The sequence below is a fragment of the Pirellulales bacterium genome, from assembly GCA_035939775.1.
Classification (GTDB): Bacteria; Planctomycetota; Planctomycetia; order Pirellulales; family DATAWG01; genus DASZFO01.
Genome location: DASZFO010000251.1, coordinates 20,873 through 39,824, shown reverse-complemented (window position 1 = coordinate 39,824; position 18,952 = coordinate 20,873). Strand labels below are relative to the sequence as shown.

The window sequence follows — 18,952 nt, the reverse complement described above, 5'->3', positions numbered from 1 at the left end:
GCACGAAAAAGCGAAACTGCAACGAGCGCGCGCGAGGAGGATTACCGCGCTCGCTGGTCTAAGTCTATCGTCGCTTGCCGGCGATACCACTCCTTCCAGCGCTGGGGCTCGCTTTCGGGCGATGATCCGGCGGCGGCCGTCGAGTCGGATGCCGGGATGGCGTTCCCCGCCACGCGCGGCAAGCTGGCCAGCGCCGCGCGGCATACCTCAGGGCGATCGTCGAGCAGATGAATCAAGTCGGGCAAGAACGATGCATCCGGCACTTCGCCCATCGCGGCGGCCACCGCCCGGCGCACATGGGGATCGGCGTCGTACGCCAGACGTTCGAGCGCGGCGATTCCCGAATCCGCTCCCGCGTGCGCGAGTGCTTTGGCCACTTCCACTCGCAATTCGTGATCGGGATCCGCGAGCAATCGCGCGAGCGGCTTCGTGTCGTCCAGCGAATTGAGCCGGCCCAGCGCCTTTACCGCCGCCGCAACCACCGCTGGATCCGGATCGGCGAGCGATATCGTCAGCAGCGGGGCGTGCCGCGCGTCGGGGTGGGCCGCCAAGTGCTCGCACGCCCGGCGGCGAACCTCCGGCGACGAATGCCCGAGCGCCCCGTAGGCCAGCCGGATCGATGGCTCGCGCGCGTCGCAAGCCAGCAACTCGAAAACGCTCGCCCAAACCAACGGGTCCGATTCCGGAGTCATTAAGTCGGCCAGGCGTGCGAGCGCCGGTTCCGAAAGCGGGCGAGAGCCGAATTCACCGCGCAGGTCCTCGGCCACCGCGCGGCGCTCGCGGAGGTCGTCCGACTTGAGCCGCTCGACCGCAGCCAGCTCGCGCGCGTTCTCCGCCGCCTGCTCGGGCGTGTCCGATGCCGACGTACTGTGCCCCAGCCGTTGAAACGCGGCGGCCTCAAACTGCGTTTTCCACTGCCGCTCGATTTCGGCGAGCAGCACGCCGCGCCGGTCGGCCGGGGCGTCGACCTCAAAACTCGCGGCCGGGGGCCAGCGCGCGGCGAGCTGGGCGGCGGCCAATTTGCGCGGCGTATACGAAAGCCCACTCATGGCCTTCATTAGCACCGGCCCGGCTTGCTCCAACGGCCAATTCGCCACGGATTCGATCGTTTGCCGGGCCACGTCCAAATTGCCATCGGCGACCAGTTGCTCGGCGAGGCTAACCGACCTGCGATTCGAATCCCGGGCCAGAGCGGCGGCGACGACGCGGCGCACGCGCCACGATTTATCCGCCGCACCCGCCGCGCGCACGTCGGGATCGTTTCCGTCGACAAGCGAGTCGTAGGCGGCGGCGCGGATCAATTCAGCGGAGTTCGTCGACAATCGCTTCAATTCGGCCGTCGCGTCGGCGCCGCCGAGCAGGCCGTATCCGGCGACGGCCGCCAGCCGCACGTCGAGGTCCTGATCGGCCAGCGCCCGCCGCAATACTTCCATCGCTTGGCAATGACGCCGGGCGGCGATCGCGACAACGGCCGCCGCGCGCACTTGACGGTCCTCATCGGTCGCCAGCCGCGTGATGTTCGCCGGCAGCGGACCGAGTTTCGAATCGGCCAATGCCAAGAGCGCCTCGCGGCGCACGATGCCCGCCGGACTCGCCAGCGCCGCGACGATCCGCGGCTCGCCGCCAGCCGGGATCACGTCGGCTCTCGATTCCGCGCGGGTCAACGACCGCAGCAGATCGGCGTGCAATTCCGGCCCGTAATTGTGCAGTTCCGTGGGAGAAAAGTCGCCGAACTCATCCACAAGATGTTGCAGTTGCAGCACAGTTGCTGGCTGGCGGACGTCGGCCAGCGCCTCCGCCGCAGCGCAGCGCTGCCGGAGGTTCGTCGTCGAAGATCGGATCGCGCGGACGAGTTCCGCATCGCCCGCCGAACTGCCTGCTCGGGCAAGCAGGATGGCCGCGTTGGCGGCGGCGATTGGATCGGACGATGCCAGCGCCCGTTGGAGATCGAAGCGGCGATCCGGCGACTGCTCCATGAGTTTTTCCAAGGCCGGATGTCGCCAATGATGTTGGCCGCCGGTTGCGGCAGTCTGCGAGCCTTGTTGCGATCCGGAGGCTGAGATGCTTGCTGCAACGAGCGGAGCGCCGGCTTGCCCGCGAGCGGCGGCGATCGTTTCCGCAAGCTCAGCGCTTCCCGAGTCTGATATCCAGAATGGATTGGATAGCGGATCGAGATTGTCGCTTGCGGCGCGTTTAGGTTTGGTTTCCGAGGTGCTTCGCGCGCCGGCGACATCACGTTGCGTTTGGTGCCGCAGAGGGGCGTCATCGGCGATTGGGGAGACCGCTGAATCCGCCGCGGCGGACCACCACGGATGGCAGCCCGACGCCGCGAGGAGCGCCAGCGTCGCAGCGGCAATGCAGCACGGTCGCCAAAAACCGCGGCTAATTGAGCGAAGCAAAGCCACCAATGAAGCTCTAAATCTGATTTGACGGGTGCCATGGCCACTGCCCTGAGTGGCCATGCGCCGATGGCGTCCATGCCCACGCCGAGCCGTGGGCATGGCACCCAACGGATCAAAACAGTCTTGAAGCTTCACCAATGCAAATCCTTTTGCTCGGCCAACTCGCGCCGCCACTTCCCGTCGGCGGCGATATTCTCGCTATTTCCCAATTCCGCTATTTCACTGTGGCCGCCTTTACCGGCGCCGACTTATCTGGTTGACCGAACACATCCCCACCCGCGGCTTTCTCGGCCGCCGGCGCCGCCGCTGCGTTGCCGAGCTTCGCGTTGAGGGCGTCGGCGCCCTTCGCGATCTGTAGCTTGAGAGTGTCGTAATCGGTCACTTTGTCGTCACAAGCCGCGATCAGTGCCGTTAGACCCTCCTGCACTCGGGCGACATTCTGCGCATGCGGCGTGCCGTTGGCCGCCAGCGCCAATCCCCCGGTCGGACCCTTAGCACCGGTCGCAGGGGCCGGGCCTATCAAACTCGCCTCAAGCGCCTTCAACTGAGACCGCAACAGCGGCAATGAAACGTATTGTTGAACCGGCGGGGCTGGTGCGGCATCGGCGGCGGCTACATCGGGAGCCGGGACAGCACCGCGATAACGGGGGTTGAAGTTCGCGTTGCCGCCATTGCCATTAGCGGCGTTGCTAATGACGGGCAGCGGCGCCTGGAATGCCAACGCCTCCGCGCGAGCCAATTCAGCCCGCGCAGCGCTCACGGCCACTCGGCCGATGCTCGCCGCCAGAGTCGACAGATCAAGCTGCGCCAACGCGGCAGGCGGAAGGCTGCCCAAGGTCTTCGCCGCCGCGCGCGACAATTCGACGGACGATTGCGGGTCGTTCAAAATCGCAACCAGATCAGCGACTACATTGGCGCTCACGGCCGGCTCGCCGATCGCGAGGATCACGTCCATCGCCTTGCAGCGGACCCAATCGTGCCCCTCGGGCGTTTCTCCCTTGGCGACGGTCTTATCGGCGAGGAGCTTTTCCAGCTTCGTGATGATTTGGGCTTGCTGAATGCCGGGAATGCCCGCCTTTACGTAATGGAGAATCGCGTTCATCCCGGCGATCTTCACCGGGTCGATCGAATCGAGGCAATCGACGAACACCGGCCAGGTTTTCGCGTATGGCTTGTCGCTTTGCTTGAACTGATGCAGGCCCGCCAAGAGCAGCACGGCGTGGTATCTGGCCAACGGATGATAGTTGTTCTTGGCGATTTCGCTCATCGATGCGATCGCTAAATCCTCCACGTGCTCGAAAACCAGTTGATCGATCGCGGGGTTTAGGAATTGCGAAAAAAAGATCTCGCGCATTTTCACCAGCCGGGTATTCTGGAAGAACTCGGCATCCTTGGAATCCAGAACTACCACGTTCGCGCCCGGTTCCGTGAACAGCGTAAACTGCGGAAACATCTGCTTCTTGTAGAACGTGTCGATCTGATCGTAGTCCGCCGGGACGTCGCCCCTTACCATGGGTTTGACGGTGGCCGCCAAAGAATCCCTTCCCAACGCCTTTCCCCAACCGCGTAGCGTCGGCGGGTCGAGCGCCATTTCGAGGTATGGACCCATTTGAACGGCATCCGCCTTCAGCGGAGCAGCTCCGGCCTGAGCATGAACTTTTCCAGCGCTGACGAAACAAAGCGCCATCGAGCCAACGGCCATTGCCGAGAGCGCGACGACCTTCACCGCGCCCGCAGGCGCGCACCTACAACCAAAATCCCATCGTGTCATGGAAAGCCTCCCCTCACTGTTCGACGCAAGACAAGTGCGTATCGACTGTTGCGACGTGACCGCATCGTCTAGAGTACATCGCTTAGGCCAGCAATGTCAAGATCGTAGCCGCTGCTGCTAGCGTCGTCCGGACGCTGGATTTGCCAGAATCCAGAAGCCGGGCTGAGGCATCGGAATTCTGGCGAATTCCGCTACACTGCGCTAGCGAAACATCCCGCGGAGAGCAGGCTTCCGTTGAATCGGTCGCCGATACCTACGAGGACTGCCGGCAATGACCTTGCTCTACAGCGATCCGCGATTTCTCGAACACGCGACTGGCGACCACCCGGAGAATCCGACGCGGCTCGCTCACATCCTGCGCCATCTGGACGCGACCGGGCTGGCCGATCGATGCCAGCGCCCCGCGTTCGGCCCCGTCTCGCCAGAGCGGCTGACGCGCGTTCATGATTCGGGCTACGTCGCCGACGTCGCTGAGTTCATCGCTCGCGGCGGCAGATTGCTCGAGGCGGACACCGTGGTGGGGCCAAAGTCGTACGACGCGGCCCTCTTGGCGGCCGGGGCCGTGACCGATGCCGTCGAGCGCGTCGTGCGCGGCGAGGATACGACCGCGCTCTGCCTCGTTCGCCCTCCCGGACATCATGCCCGGCCGAACGCCGCGATGGGTTTTTGCCTGTTCGACAATGTCGCAATTGGCGCGCGCCTGGCCATCGACGAGCTGCAACTCGATCGGGTGCTGATCGTCGATTGGGACGTGCATCACGGCAATGGCACGCAGGAGATTTTTTGGCGCGACGCGGCCGTCGGTTTCTTTTCCGTCCATCGCTGGCCGTTCTATCCGGGCAGCGGTGCAAGCGATGAAACCGGCAGCGGACCGGGGCTGGGAACGACTTTGAATCTCCCGCTCGCCTTCGGCACGCCGCGAGACGACTATATTGAGCGCTTCACGGGCGAGGTTACACGAATGGCCGATCGGCTCCGGCCGCAGCTTATCTTGCTGAGCGCGGGCTTCGACAGCCATCGCGCCGACCCGATCGGCTCGCTAGGGCTCGAGACGGAAGACTTCGCCACGCTGACGGCCGCGGTCCGCGATGTGGCGCAAGCGCACGCCGGCGGCCGGATCGTGAGCGTCTTGGAAGGAGGTTATAATCCCGCAGTACTGGCCGAATGCGTGGGCCTGCACCTCGAAGGCCTCACTTCTCCGGAAATCCAAAATCCAAAATCCAGAATCTAAAATCGACTATCTCCATGAACGATCTGTTCGACGACGTCGAATCCTTTTGTCAGGAACTGCGGCCGATCGAGGAGCTGTGTTACCTCGAGCACCGGCAGAACGATCAACTCGTTCCGCTGGCGAAGAAGCACAATCTGCTCGGGATGCCCGTGCCGGCGGAATTCGGCGGACGAGGGGCGGACGCGGTCGCTTACGCTCGAGCGCTCGCGCGAATCGGCCGCGAGGGGACCGGTGTGCGCACGTTCTTCAGCGGACACACGTCGATCGGCCAGTACCCGATCTTTCGCTACGGCAATGCCGCGCAGAAACAAGCATATCTTCCCGCGTCGGTCGCGGGCAAGCGGATCATGGCCTTCGGGCTGACCGAGCCGGAGGCGGGGAGCAACCCGCTCGAGATGACGAGCACCTACCGCCGCGACGGCGATCGCTTTCTGTTGAGCGGCGTGAAATATCTGATTTCCAACGGCGGCATTGCCCACACCGTGATCGTGTTCGCCTATCCGGCCGACAAGACCGGCCCCGAGCGGCGGATCAGCGCCTTCATCGTCGATACGGCGGGCGACACTTTCCAGCGCGAAGACCTTCCCGCCAAGCTCGGCATGTTTACGACCAATACCGGCATGTTCGAAATGAGCGACCATCCGGTGCCGCTCGAAAACCTGCTCGGCAAGGAGGGCGACGGCTTCCGGATCGCGATGGGCACTCTCGTTTCCGGGCGGATGAGTGTCGCGGCCGGCTGCCTGGGGGTGATCGAGGATTGTCTGGCGGAAGTTCTGGACTATTGCCGCAGTCGGCATCAGCATGGCAAGCCGATCGGCCGGCATCAATTGGTGCAAGAGCACGTCGCGGCGATCGAGCTGGCCCGAGCGGCGGCGGCGCCGCTCATCGAGCGGGCGGCGGAAGCGAAGCGCGCCAGTGAGCAAGCCACCGACGACGCCGAATTGTTTGCCGCAGCCGATCTGCTGGTCGCCGAAGCGAAGCTCTTCGCCGCGAATGCCGCCTGGGACGCGGCCGACCGGGCGGTGCAAGTGTTCGGTGGCCGCGGCTGGTCGAATCTCTATCGCGTCGGCCGGCACTTGCAAGACGTTCGCGTCTGCCGCATCTACGAAGGGACCGATGAAATCCTCAAACTAAAAATCGCCGCCGCGCTGTTGGGAAAAGACTTCGCCGCGTTTCATTGATTGGAGAGGAGGCTACGGTATGAAGTCTGCATCGGCTGCAAGGATCGCGGCTCAATTCAATCGTTATCTTGAGGCCAGCCGAGAGCAACCCGTGTTGATAACGCGCGACGGCGAGCCGATCGCCGTGCTTCTGGCCGTGCAAGGTAAGGCGGACGCGAAGCGGCTCGTCTCCGGCGGACCGCGCATGCTAACGTCGATTCTCGCGGAGGCCCACGAGCAGCTCGGACAGGGTCGCGGAATTCCCCACGATCAGTTTTGGCGAGAGGTTGAGCGAGCACATCGGGCGAAGCGAGCAAAAGGCGCGACAGCGCGAAGCCGGCGCCGACCGTCTTGAATTGTCTTCAAATCGGCTCGCCTTGGCCCTTGAAAAAGGGCGGCGGAAGCGAAGATAAGCGGGGAAGTGACCGACGACGCCCAAGTGTTTGTCGCGGCCGATCTGCTGGTCGCGGAGGCAAAGCTCTTCGCCTCAAACGCCGCCTGGGACGCGGCCGATCGGGCGGTGCAAGTCTTCGGCGGCCGTGGCTGGTCGAACCTCTATCGCGTCGGCCGGCATCTGCAAGACGTCCGCGTCTGCCGCATCTACGAAGGGACCGACGAAATCCTCAAACTGAAAATCGCCGCCGCACTTCTGGGCAAAGACTTCGCGGCATTTCATTGATTGCCACGGCGCGCCAGTCTTTCGCGAGCGAATTACAGCGGACGCGCCTCGGCTCAGGGATCAGTCGCGTCCCCCTTTTGCACCGTTCGAGCCAAGCTCAGGCACAGCCGGCGAGCGGAACGTTGAAAAGTAAAAATGACAAACGGATCTCATGAAATTAATCGCAACTGGCAAGGGCAGCAGTTGTTGCCTAAAGCGATTTGTTCGGTGTTTGCTAATCCAGAATAACTGCATACTCATTCGAGTTCGGCTTTAAGTCTGGGCTGTACCAATCCACATTTGTCGTCGCGTTGATGCGGTCCGCGACTACGACATAATCCAGGAAATATTGGTTCTCTGGGAGATGCGGGCGACCGTAGCAAAACCACTCCCAGCGCACACGGCTAGCGAGCCGTACACCAAGGCGATGGGCACTGAACTCGGGAGCGGAAGGCGCCCAGATCTGCAAGGACTCTCCTCTGTCGAACCGCAATGAAAGGTGATCCTCATCCGCCACCACGGTCGCGAGAACATGGCAGTTGTCGTGCGGCCGCCCAAACCAGTCACCGAAAATGCGCAAGGATCCTCGCACAACCTTCTTGTGCTCCTCTAGAACCAGAGCAACTTGGTGTGGGGTCATTGTCTTACGCCGAACCGTGCCTCCCATTACGGGCCTGCACCAGCGGGCGCCGGAGTAATGCACGCAAAAACTCCGAACACTCCGAAATCGGAAGGGTTTGTCGTCAAGAGCGATTGAATGCCAGCCCGACTGTAAGTCGCGGCCAGCAGCGTGTCCAGCAGTCGCTTGCGACCCAAGGAGAACTGCTTTAGCCAGTCGAGAAACTGCCGCGTCGCGCCATCGTCCGGAAGCACATGGACGACGTCGCGGGCCGTCCACCATTGCTCTGCGATCGCGCAAGCCGCGGCCACGTCAAGCGGGCGGGCAAAGCGGCGCGAGTCCGTTGCGATATGGATGAACTCCGCCAGCACCTGGGGAGCGATTGCTATCAGGTCGCTGGCGTTAAGCAAGCTGGCCAATTTGGCGCGAGCATCGGTGTGCGCGGCGTGTTCGATCACCTCGGCCGCCACGAGAAAGCCAGTGTCGAGCCCATGAATCATGTCCGCCCTTCCAACATTTCACCGAACAGGTCCTCGCCAGCGAGGAACGGACGGAGCAGAGAGCCAAGACTTACGGGTGGGACATCCAGAAGACTGTGTGGCTGCGGCGAGTCCTGCGACGGAGTGGCGGTCAACACAGTCACTTCCTCACCCTCAGGAAGTCGAACGCCATTATCCAACACCACGACACCGTTTTGCACATAACCCCTGACAACCATTTGACACCCCATCAAGTCGCGAACTGGCTAGGGCAGATTTGCACACGCAGCTCATTAATCATAAACGACAGTCGCTTAAGTCCAAACGACGGTTTTATCACGACGTTTGGACGGAAAACATCGAAGGCGACGAAGTCGTGAGGGTGTTTGATTCTTTTTCAACCGTCTTTTATTCACTCACCCAGAAGCTGCTGTTGAATCGCTACCACGGCTCGCCGCGCTTTCGCGTGCCGCACAGCGCGACATCCAGCCCCAGGGCCTGGGCCATCGCCGCTTTGGCCGCCAGCGCGCGGTCGGCGTCGTCGGCACTCGATGCGTAAACCACTTGGATGTGGTTGCTTTTGTGACGGCCCATCATTTGATCGCGCGAGATGCCGTAGGTGATCGCGTGCATGATGGGCCATTGCGAGGTGGTGGCTTGCCAGCGACGCTCCGTCTCTTCGCGCGGCAGCTCGACAACGCCGGCCCGGCCGAGATCCATCTTGAGCCGCCCGTCTTCAATGAAAATCCGCGACCACACGATTTCGCCGGGCTTGGAGACTCCCTTGATCGTGCCGCCGCCGAGGCGGAAATACATCGGCGGCTGGCGCTCGCTCGTCGCGCCGGCCCAGCCGCCGATGAGATGCGCCGGCGGCACGGCGCCGCTGATCTCGAACACCCAGACGTATTCCTTCACCGTGCCCGAGCGGTCCCAATCGCCCCACCGCAAATCGTGCAGTGTGTTTTCGACCGGCTGCCCCATCGCCTTGTGGATGCGGTAGGTCATCAACCCATCGAGCCCAGCGCATTCGTCCGCTTCGTTGAAATGCGGCAGCGGCTGGCCGGCGTACAAAACCCGCGAGCCGTCGCGGCTGGCGACCGGCGGGCGGTCGCTGTTGTTGAGCGTTCCCTCGACCAGGTCGCTCGCCGGCAAGAGGTCCTTCAAGCCCTGCTGATATTGAATGCCGATCGCGTGGCAGCCGAAATCGTCAGCGATTCGCACCGCGGCGACGTACATCTGGCACTGCTTGTGAACCTGATCGTCGGCGAGGTCTTCCGCCGGATTCGGACCGGTGAGGAACTTCATCCCGCGATCTTCCATCCAGCGGCGGACTTCATGAGCGTCTTCATCGTTCACCTGCGTCGATTCGTAGTACAAGGCCGATTGACTGAGCCGCTCCTTGTAAACGCCGGTCGCGTTGAGCAGATGGTCGGGAATGATCGCGTTGAACATCCCCATGCAGCCTTCGTCGAAGACGCCGAGGATGGCCTTCTCGCGGAGCAATTGCTCGGCGAGCGCCTCGCCCAACCGCCGCTCGGCCTTCGGCAGCTTTGCGTCGCCCAGGGCAATCACATGCTCCGACTTGTGGCGGACGCTCCCTTTTTCGAGCCACTTCTGAAGCTGCTTGACGAACGCCGGATCGGAAAAATCCTCGCTCCACAGCGTCGAGTAATTCACTCCGGCTTTGGTCAGCGAGCCGTTTAGATTCAGCATTCCGACCAACCCCGGCCAGGTGCCGGACCAGTTGGCCACGGTGAGGATCGGGCCCTTGTGCGAAATCAGTCCATGCAGCAGATGATGCGAGTATTGCCAGACCGCCTCGGCCACAATCAGCCGGGCCTGTGGATCAATCTCGGCAAAAACGCGCATTCCTTCCTTTTGCGAACCGATGAAGCCGTGCTTCTCGTCGGGCTTGTAAGGATGAGCCCGCACCAACTCGAATCCCAATTCGTCAACGACGCGGCCCAGCGAATGCTCCATTTCCGCCTGAGCGAGCCAGCAGCGCTCGTTGGCGGCCGGCCGCAGGTCGCCGTTTGCAACTAGCAACACTTGATTCGCTTTGACCCGCGGCGGCTCGCGCAGTTCGGGCGTCTCGTAGGTTGTCGAGGACATCGATCTGCTGGCTCTAAGCCGGTTCGGGCCGTCGGCGAATCTGTCTGCGGCAGCATCGCTATTCTAATTCACATTGGATGCCGATAAAATCCATTGATTCTAACGATTTCCGCCATTCGGCATAAAGCACGATTGCTCGTGGCCGAAATCATGTCCGCGCGGTTCGGCCACTCAACCGCGGGCCAATGCAAAATACCGCTCATGCGCGGCGTCCCAGGCATCGGGGTTCTGGGAGACAAATTCCTCGACTGAAAAGCTGCGGCGAACGACTTCGCGGGCTTCCTCGATCGACCGAACCGCCCCGGCGGTCATGGCTTGCATCATCACATTGCCGATCGCGGTGGCCTCGATCGGCCCCGCGACGACGCGGCGTCGGCAAGCATCAGCCGCCATCTGGCAGAGCTGCCGGTTCCGCGTTCCGCCGCCGACGATGTGGATTGTCTCGATCCGGCCGCCGACAAGCTCCTCGAGCGACGCCAGGACCTGCCGGTATTTAAGCGCAAGGCTTTCCACGGCGCAGCGAATCACCGCCCCGATCCCTTCCGGAACCGGCTGACGGGTGCGGCAGCAATACGACCGGATCGCCTCCGGCATGTCGCGCGGCGCGGCGAAGCTATCGTGATCGACATCAAGCAACGACACGAGCGGCGGGGCCTCGGCGGCCTCGCGCGTCAGATGGTCCCACGAGTAGCTTACGCCCCCTTGGTTCCAACGCCGCCGGCATTCCTGCACCATCCACAGCCCGCAGATGTTCTTCAGCACGCGCGTCGTTCCGCCGACGCCCCCTTCGTTGGTGAAATTCAAGGCGAGGCATTTTTCGCTCACGATCGGCTCGGCAGTTTCAACTCCCATCAGCGACAACGTCCCGGAGCTGATGTAGCACCAATCGGGGCGCGCGCCCGGCCGGCTCGCCGCCGGGACCGCCATCACGGCGCTGGCCGTATCGTGCGTGCCCGGCACCACCACGTTCACGCCCGTCAAACCGGTCGCCTCGGCCACGGCCGGCAGCAGTGGGCCGAGCATCGTGCCTGGCTGTATCACTTCGCCGAGGATCCGCGTCGGCAAATCGAAGCGCTCCAGCAGATCGGTCGCCCAAGCCTTGCGGCGCGGATCGAAGAACTGCGTCGTCGTGGCATCGGTGAATTCGTTCGCCTTCATCCCAGTCAGCAGCCAATGGAACAGATCGGGCATCATCAACAGCGATTCGGCCGCATCGAGCAACGGCGATTTAACCAGCCGCATTGCCAGCAATTGATAGAGCGTGTTGAACCGCATGAATTGCAGTCCGGATTGGGCGAAGATCTGCTCGCGCGGCACGATCGCCATTGCCCGTTCGAGCATCCCTTCAGTGCGGTAGTCGCGATAATGATACGGATTGCCGAGCAGTTCATCGCCGCGGCCGAGCAAGCCGAAATCGACTCCCCACGTATCGACGCCCACGCTGCGGATGCGATCACCATAGTTCGTCGCCGCCGCGCGCAAGCCTTGCTGGATGTTCTCCCATTGCCGCAGCAAATCCCAATACAGTCGACCTGCGACGGCGACCGGTCCATTCTCAAACCGATGCACCTCTTCGAGCGTGAGTCGGTCGCCATCGAAAAGCCCCGCGACATGCCGCCCGCTAGAGGCGCCCATATCAACGGCGAGAAAGACTTCAGTGGTCATGTCGCCAGTATATCCATCCTCGTTCAACCCGTGGCCAGTTCCAAGCCGATACAGACTGAAGAACTCATTATAGTTGACTTTGATAAGCAACATTCGTATGATTCGACCGAGAAACCGGGATTTCTATGTGTGAGGCGATAAGGAATGTCAACGTCCATTGGACCGACGTCGCCCATCTCGCCGGTCGCTTCGCTCGAGGCCAACAACGGAGTGCCGGCGGCCAGCGCGCCCCCGATGCCGGCCCCGGAAGTGCTTGAGCAATTGCGCGAGGCGAGCGCGAAGCTCGAGACGGCTACGCCCGAGGAAATCATCCGCTGGGCGGTGGCGACGTACTATCCCAAGCTGACAATGGCCACGGCCTTCGGTCCCGAGGGGTGCGTGATCCTGTATTTCCTGTCGCTCGTCGAGCCGCGAACCCACGTGTTCAATCTAGACACAGGCTACCAATTCAAGGAAACGCTTGCCCTTCGCGACGAAATCGCCAGGCGCTACGGAATCGAGGTCGAGTTAAAGCGGGCCGCAACGACGATCGAGCAATATGAGGCAAGCCACGGCGGGCCGCTCTACAAGACCAACCCCGACCAGTGCTGCTTCGATCGCAAAGTGACAGTGCTCCGCCGCGCGGCGGTCGGTTTCGACGCCTGGATGAGCGGCATTCGGCGGGACCAAAGTTCCGACCGGGCCCGAGCGCCGATCGTCGGCTGGGACAAGAAATTCGGGCTCGTCAAAATCAGCCCGCTTGCGAATTGGACCAAGAAAGACGTTTGGGGGTTGATCGTCGAGAAAAACATCCCGTATAACCCGCTGCACGATCAAGGCTACACGAGCATCGGCTGTTGGCCCTGCACGCGGGCGGTGATGTTCGGCGAAGACGAGCGCGCCGGCCGCTGGAGTGGCACCGCCAAGACCGAATGCGGACTGCATACCTCCGAATGAAGCTCTCCGCCAAGACTGAATACGCCTGTATCGCAGTGCTTGAATTGGCCCGTCGCTATGAGACGAAGGAGCCCGTGCGGATTCGTGACATTGCCGACGAGCATGGCATTCCAGCCCGATTCCTGGTGCAGATTCTGTTGCAGCTCAAGGGGGCTGGATACGTGGCGAGCACGCGAGGCGCTTCGGGGGGCTATCAGCTTATCAAGCCGCCGGCCAAGATCACGCTTGGCGAGGTAATGAATGTGATCGAAGGGAAGGAAAACGGCGATTCCACCCTCGCCGCGCGCTCTCCGACCGCGGTAGTGCTCTCCCGAACCTGGCGCGATGTCACCGCCCGCGAGCAAGAGATGCTGCGTTCGATCACATTCGCCGATCTGGCCGAGAAGGCGAAGGAAACGGCCGACCAGATGTATTACATCTGAACGCATCTTTCCCAATCTTCGCATTCTCTCTGAGTGGAATTCCTAACCTATTGGCACGACGGCAGAAACGCCGATAAAGATGTTAGCCGACATGGCCGATATTTGGTCGCAAAATCGGGCCGAATGGACTGCGTCGGGGTTGAACTCTTGGGAATTACCCCAAATGGATGCGGAATTCCCCTTGAACATTTCGTGTGGGACGTGTGAAATAATGGCCTTGCCCCAGACTCCTTCCTAAATTCGATCGGCCGAGCGGCAGGGCTCAGGCCAAAGGACTGGCCGCGGAGTGCGTGGTCGAGCGACCGCCACCGCCGGTTTTCGGCGTCTCCGCCACACTAGGGACTCAGGTAGCACGGATCGTGGTTTCAATCTGGCTGCAAACTTTGTCGATCGCGCTGGCTGGCTCCGTTGCCGCGCTGGGTATGTTGCACGTTTCTGCCGCGCGGAGCAGCGGCTCGGGCAAAAACCGCCGCAACCAACTGGGCCGCCCGACGAAGGCGCTGTCCCCCTCCCCGGCCGTCGAGGATGAATCCGATCCAGACGATACGGAAACGGACCGCGAGTTTGAGTTCGACGGCCGGCATCTGCTGGCGAGCTATTCCGCCTGCGATCCGACCGCGATCCGTGACATCGTGGGCTTGACTGCCGCCTTTCACGCCGCAGTGCGGGCATCCGGCGCGACGCTGCTGCACGCGGTCGAGCACACCTTTCCGCCGAACGGGATGACCGCCGTGGCCGTGCTTTCGGAAAGCCACGCCAGCATCCATACGTATCCCGAGCACGAATCCTGCTTCGTCGATATCTTCACCTGCGGCAACACGTGCAACGTCGAGGCGTTCGACGCGACACTGCGGAAGTTTCTGCGGCCGAAGAAGCACTCTCGCCGAATCATCCGCCGCCACGAGGAGATGATCGACGAATCTCACGGCTCTGCCGACGCCGCGGCTTAAACGGGCACGCTGCTTATTTCTTGTTCCCAGGCTCTGCCTGGGAACACGCTACCAGCCGAGGCTCCGCCTCGCAATCCTCTGTGCGCGGCGCCGATTGCCGCTGCGTGGCAGGCAGAGCCTGCCGAGCAGTGCGATTCGAGGCAGAGCCTCGGAACGAGAGCGATTGCGCGGCGCGGCGCCGGGACTGGCACATTTGGATCGGGGGGGTTATGTTTTCTATTCGGCTACAACTTTGCGGTGGGCGAAAGCGGGGGAATCTTCGACTCTTTTCGTCGCCAAAGGCCACACGTTTGGAATGAACGGAATGTCTTCGTCAAGCTCACCCATGCAATCCAACGGCGCTGCCGCGACGGCCGCGCGGCCGCTCGTCGAGCGACCATATCCGCTGCCGCTCCTGCCGCCGGATCGGTATTACGTCGAATCGATCGATCCGGCCACGGTCGGCGACGGTGCGCTTGAGTTCATCGAAGATTCCGACGACTTCGACACCTTCACCTATCGTCTCCAGCGGGTGATCTACCATGGCAGGACGGCCTTTCAGAATGTGCTCATCGCCGATACGTTCAACTACGGCCGCGCCTTGATGCTCGATGGGGCGATCCAAAGCAGCGAAGACGACGAGGCTGTTTACCACGAACTGCTCGTGCAACCGGCGATGCTCCGTCATCCCGATCCGCGCGACGTGCTGATCATCGGCGGCGGCGAAGGGGCCACGCTCCGCGAGGTGCTCGTGCACGCCTCGGTCAAGTCGGCGACGATGGTCGATCTCGATCGCGAGGTCGTCGAGCTTTGCCGCGAGCACCTGACGGGTTGGCACATGGGGGCCTTCGACGATCCGCGGGTGCGGCTGGTGTTCGACGACGGCCGCAAGTTCGTCGCCGATGCCGATTCGCGCTACGACGTCGTGATCATCGACGTGGTCGACATGCTCGACAACGGCCCTGCTCAGGCTCTCTATACGCGGCAGTTTTATGAATTGCTGCATCGTCGGCTGCGGCCCGGCGGGATCGTCGTCGTGCAGGCCCTCGAGTTTTCGTTTCTCGACGACAAGGCCCACGCCGCCTTGGCTCGCACGCTCCGCACGGTGTTCCCCGAAGTCCACAGTTATCGCGTCCACGTGCCTTCGTTCCTCTCCTGCTGGGGTTTTATCGTGGCCAGCGATTGGTTCTCACCGCAACACTGGACGGCCGACGAGATCGACCGCGCGATCGAGGCCAAGATCGGCAGCCAATGGCCCGATCATCTCACGGGCGACTTCCTCCGCGGTTGCTTCAGCCTATGCAAAGAGACGCGGTTCCTGTTGTCACTCCCAGGCCCGATCCTCGAAGACAATATCCCCTTCGTCGCACCTCCCGAAATTGAAGACATCGAGCCGGCGACGATGGAATTCCCGATCAGGCCGGTCGCGGGATGACAGAAACTCGCTCGAATGTCGCGGCGGACGGGCCGAGCGCGCTGCGGATTCGCTTCCTGAAGCAAGTTCCCGGCGGAGCGGTGCCGCTCTCGTCTTTCGCGCATCCGTATCCGCGGTTTGCCGTCGCCGAATCGCTCTCGGTCGAAGAATTGCTGGCGCTTCCCGTCGCGCCTGAACCCGCGGAAGACCAATTGCGGCTGGCGCTGGTCCCGGCCGGCTTGGCCTCGCCGCTGGAATTGCAGAAGCGGGCCGAGGATTGGATGCATCGCGGCGGCTTTTCCGCCGGCCAGCCCACCGCCGAAATCATGCTCCGCAGCGAGCGGATTCTTTGGCGGCCAGGGCAAGCCTTGTTGATCGGCCCGCTCGAACGGCTGCAGGAAGTGCTTCCGGGCCTGATCGAGTTTTCGTTTTATGAAGGAGAGCTGCGCAAGCTCGAGCGCGAAATGGAGGCCGACTGGGACACGGCCGAAGTCGACGCCTACCTCACGCATAGCGTCGACGGCAAGGCGCTCGAGCGCCGCGCGCACGTTGATGAAATGACGCTCCAAGTGACGCGGCGGCGGATGCGATTCGCGCGGCTCGAGCCGTGCCTGGAAAAGGCCTCAATCTCACTCCTCGGCCCGGCCCGGCGGCTGGCGAGCGAGCTGGCGATGCAGGCCGAAGTGATCGACCGCCTCGGCTGGCTCGACGACCGGATCGAAGTCTGCGAAGACCTCTACGAGCTGGCCAACGATCGGCTCTCCGAGTTCAGCTACTTTCACCGCGAATTCCGCCTCGAATTCTGGATCATCGTCCTGCTCGTGGCCGAAGTGGTCATCATGTCGATTGACCTGTGGCTAACGGCCCGCGGGCACTAGCAATCTTCGGTCGCCTCCGAGTGCCCGACGCTGCCAGCGTCGGCATTGACGTACAACCTACGCTACGGCCGCAGGCGGATGGAGAATTTCAGCTAGCGCCGCGTCGAGTTCGGGATATTGAAACTTGTAGCCCTGCTGCTGAGCGACCTCGGGGATCACTCGCTGCGACGCGAACAGGATCGATGCGAACTCGCCGAACAGCAGTCGCATGCCGAAATACGGCGCCGGCAGGAAGGCCGGGCGATGCACCGCCCGCGCCATGGACCGAGTGAATTCGCGATTCGTGATCGGCGTGGGTGCGACGGAGTTCATCGGCCCGCGGATCGCTTCCCGCTCCGCGGTGAATAGCAGCAGGCCGACGAGATCGTCGAGATGAATCCAGGGCATCCATTGCTTGCCGCTCCCCAGCCGGCCGCCCAGCCCGAGCTTGAATGGCACGAGCATCTTCTCGAGCGCTGCACCTCGGCCAAGCACCACGCCGGTTCGGCTGAGCACGACGCGAATGCCGAGCCGCTCCGCCTCCCGCGCCGCCTTTTCCCAGGCAATGCAAACGTCCGCCAGAAAATCGTCTCCCGGCGCGGAGGATTCCGTGAGCGTTTCATCGCCGCGCGAGCCGTAGTAGCCGACGGCCGAGGAGGAAATCAACACCGGCGGGCGGCGTTGGAGATTCGCCAGCCCGTCGACCAGATGCTTCGTGCCGACCACGCGGCTATCGCAAATCCGCTGCTTGCGGGCCTTCGTCCATCGCCCTCCAGCGATCGGCTCGCCGGCCAAATGAAAGATGACATCGATGCCGTCGAAGACTTGCGCCGGCGGCGGCCCGACCATCGGATCCCAGCGAGCTGCCGCGACGTGCAACCGCCCGAGCGCCTTCATCGCCCGATCCGGATCGCGGCTAAGTACGACCGGCCGTTCCAGCCGCTCCAACAGCCGCTGGCCAACAAAACCAGTCGCTCCGGTGACAAGCGCTCGCATTGCGATTGCCTTTCCTACGTTAAACCTCACAATTACTGCGAAACTGTTGCCGGTTGGGCAATGTTGTCGCAATAATAACGGACACTTCCTGCAATGTCCATTTTCTACGATCGAGACCGGCAAGCATTTGAACGTATTGCGGAGGAACAACATGGTGCGAAGGATTTGCTGCGGGCTCTTGTTTCTTTGGATAGCGGCGGCGGTAGTGGGAGCGAGCCGCGATATGAATACTCACAATGGAACAATGTTCGCGACAGAATTGGCCGCAGCCGTGGTCTGCGGCGCTCTCGGACTGATCGGCTTGGTGATAGCTCTTGGGATCGGTGCAAAGAAAAGCGACCGATTGTGAATGGTTTCTGCTGAATATCACCGTCGAATCGAACCACGACCGGTGCAACGCGATGGTCGCTAACGATCTCTCGAACGCCAGCCTGCCGCTGCGAGCGCTTTTCCGCCTCCCGCGCACGACCGCTGAATGGGCGCCCTATCGGCTGAGCGACGAGCAGGTCGCGTTTTACCACGAGAACGGCTATCTCAAGGGGATTCGCATCCTCGACGATCGACAGATCGAGATTCTTCGCGAGGAATTGAGCGGCTTGCTCGATCCCAAGCATCCGGGGCACGAGCTGTTCTACGAGTTCCACTCCAACGAATCGATCGACCCGTCGAAAGTTCTCTTTCATGCCCTCGGCGCGTGGCGGATCACGCCCGGCTTTCACGATGTGCTCTGGGCGCCGGGCTTCACGATGGCAGCCAGCCAATTGCTCGGCGGGGCGGTGCGATTCTGGCACGATCAATTGTTCTGCAAGCCGCCCAACCATGGCGGCCTCGTGGCCTGGCATCAGGATTATTCGTACTGGACGCGCACGCAGCCGATGGCCCATCTCACCTGCTGGGTCGGCCTGGACGAAAGTACGCGCGACAACGGCTGCGTGCATTACGTGCCGGGGAGCCATCGCTGGCCGCTATTGCCGATCACCGGCCTGGCCGGCGACATGGAGGCGATCCGCGCCGTGCTCGACGACGAGCAGTGGCGGCAATTTCAGAACCCCGTGGCGATCGAACTCAAAGCGGGCGAGTGCTCTTTCCATCATCCGCTGATGGTCCACGGCAGCCACGAAAACCGCACGGACCGGCCGCGGCGAGCTTTCGTCATCAACTGCGTCCGCGACGGCGTGAAGTCGGCCAGCGACGAGCCGTTGCTCGCCGGCGTTCCGGCCGTCCCCGCGGGGCAACCACTCGGCGGGCAGTTCTTCCCGCTACTCTTCGATCCGGCGACGATTCCGCTCGGATAATGTAGT

At 62.5% G+C, this 18,952-nt stretch carries 17 protein-coding genes; 10 read left to right on the top strand and 7 right to left on the bottom strand.

The window, feature by feature from the left end; genetic code table 11:
- Positions 1-41 precede the first annotated feature (41 nt).
- Entirely contained in the window at positions 42-2,405 is a 2,364-nt protein-coding gene (locus tag VGY55_15835; GenBank protein HEV2971446.1) for a HEAT repeat domain-containing protein, read from the bottom strand.
- A 211-nt stretch (positions 2,406-2,616) separates the two neighbouring features.
- Positions 2,617-4,173, bottom strand: coding sequence for a hypothetical protein (locus VGY55_15830; GenBank protein HEV2971445.1), 1,557 nt, complete (start codon positions 4,171-4,173; stop codon positions 2,617-2,619).
- A gap of 271 nt (positions 4,174-4,444) precedes the next feature.
- On the opposite strand from VGY55_15830, the gene VGY55_15825 reads away from it, so the two are divergent.
- The 4 genes from VGY55_15825 to VGY55_15810 all read left to right on the top strand — a co-directional run bounded on the left by VGY55_15825 (position 4,445) and on the right by VGY55_15810 (position 7,243).
- Positions 4,445-5,404: a histone deacetylase gene (locus VGY55_15825; GenBank protein ID HEV2971444.1), complete on the top strand. Its 960-nt coding sequence runs from the start codon at positions 4,445-4,447 to the stop codon at positions 5,402-5,404.
- A gap of 14 nt (positions 5,405-5,418) precedes the next feature.
- Positions 5,419-6,585 carry an acyl-CoA dehydrogenase family protein gene (locus tag VGY55_15820; protein HEV2971443.1) on the top strand — a complete coding sequence of 389 codons (1,167 nt, stop codon included), beginning with the start codon at positions 5,419-5,421 and terminating at the stop codon, positions 6,583-6,585.
- Between the two features lie 19 nt (positions 6,586-6,604).
- Positions 6,605-6,919 carry a type II toxin-antitoxin system prevent-host-death family antitoxin gene (locus tag VGY55_15815; GenBank protein HEV2971442.1) on the top strand — a complete coding sequence of 105 codons (315 nt, stop codon included), beginning with the start codon at positions 6,605-6,607 and terminating at the stop codon, positions 6,917-6,919.
- A 66-nt stretch (positions 6,920-6,985) separates the two neighbouring features.
- Positions 6,986-7,243 (top strand): acyl-CoA dehydrogenase family protein, encoded by a 258-nt coding sequence (locus VGY55_15810; protein HEV2971441.1) that lies wholly within the window; start codon positions 6,986-6,988, stop codon positions 7,241-7,243.
- Positions 7,244-7,888: 645 nt separating this feature from the next.
- On the opposite strand, the gene VGY55_15805 is transcribed toward VGY55_15810, so the two are convergent.
- The 4 genes from VGY55_15805 to VGY55_15790 form a co-directional block, all read right to left on the bottom strand.
- Positions 7,889-8,341, bottom strand: coding sequence for a PIN domain-containing protein (locus VGY55_15805; GenBank protein ID HEV2971440.1), 453 nt, complete (start codon positions 8,339-8,341; stop codon positions 7,889-7,891).
- The gene (locus VGY55_15800) at positions 8,338-8,559 is read right to left on the bottom strand and encodes a hypothetical protein (GenBank protein HEV2971439.1); all 222 of its coding nucleotides are present in this window, start codon (positions 8,557-8,559) and stop codon (positions 8,338-8,340) included. The genes VGY55_15805 and VGY55_15800 overlap by 4 nt, the downstream gene beginning before the upstream one ends.
- Positions 8,560-8,761: 202 nt before the next feature.
- The gene (locus VGY55_15795; GenBank protein ID HEV2971438.1) at positions 8,762-10,432 is read right to left on the bottom strand and encodes a fucose isomerase; all 1,671 of its coding nucleotides are present in this window, start codon (positions 10,430-10,432) and stop codon (positions 8,762-8,764) included.
- A 171-nt stretch (positions 10,433-10,603) separates the two neighbouring features.
- A complete protein-coding gene (locus tag VGY55_15790) occupies positions 10,604-12,190 on the bottom strand; it encodes a rhamnulokinase family protein (protein HEV2971437.1) in 1,587 nt (528 codons plus the stop codon).
- A gap of 141 nt (positions 12,191-12,331) precedes the next feature.
- Between VGY55_15790 and VGY55_15785 the strand changes: the two genes are divergently transcribed.
- The 5 genes from VGY55_15785 to VGY55_15765 all read left to right on the top strand — a co-directional run bounded on the left by VGY55_15785 (position 12,332) and on the right by VGY55_15765 (position 16,676).
- Positions 12,332-13,033, top strand: coding sequence for a phosphoadenylyl-sulfate reductase (locus VGY55_15785; GenBank protein ID HEV2971436.1), 702 nt, complete (start codon positions 12,332-12,334; stop codon positions 13,031-13,033).
- A complete protein-coding gene (locus VGY55_15780; protein HEV2971435.1) occupies positions 13,030-13,455 on the top strand; it encodes an Rrf2 family transcriptional regulator in 426 nt (141 codons plus the stop codon). The genes VGY55_15785 and VGY55_15780 overlap by 4 nt, the downstream gene beginning before the upstream one ends.
- A 359-nt stretch (positions 13,456-13,814) precedes the next feature.
- A complete protein-coding gene (gene speD, locus VGY55_15775) occupies positions 13,815-14,405 on the top strand; it encodes an adenosylmethionine decarboxylase (GenBank protein ID HEV2971434.1) in 591 nt (196 codons plus the stop codon).
- A gap of 325 nt (positions 14,406-14,730) precedes the next feature.
- A complete protein-coding gene (locus VGY55_15770; protein HEV2971433.1) occupies positions 14,731-15,819 on the top strand; it encodes a fused MFS/spermidine synthase in 1,089 nt (362 codons plus the stop codon).
- A complete protein-coding gene (locus tag VGY55_15765) occupies positions 15,816-16,676 on the top strand; it encodes a hypothetical protein (protein HEV2971432.1) in 861 nt (286 codons plus the stop codon). The genes VGY55_15770 and VGY55_15765 overlap by 4 nt, the downstream gene beginning before the upstream one ends.
- A gap of 57 nt (positions 16,677-16,733) precedes the next feature.
- Here the strand turns inward: VGY55_15765 and VGY55_15760 are convergent, their stop codons facing one another.
- Positions 16,734-17,651: a TIGR01777 family oxidoreductase gene (locus VGY55_15760; protein HEV2971431.1), complete on the bottom strand. Its 918-nt coding sequence runs from the start codon at positions 17,649-17,651 to the stop codon at positions 16,734-16,736.
- A gap of 323 nt (positions 17,652-17,974) precedes the next feature.
- Between VGY55_15760 and VGY55_15755 the strand changes: the two genes are divergently transcribed.
- Entirely contained in the window at positions 17,975-18,946 is a 972-nt protein-coding gene (locus VGY55_15755) for a phytanoyl-CoA dioxygenase family protein (GenBank protein HEV2971430.1), read from the top strand.
- Positions 18,947-18,952 lie beyond the last annotated feature (6 nt).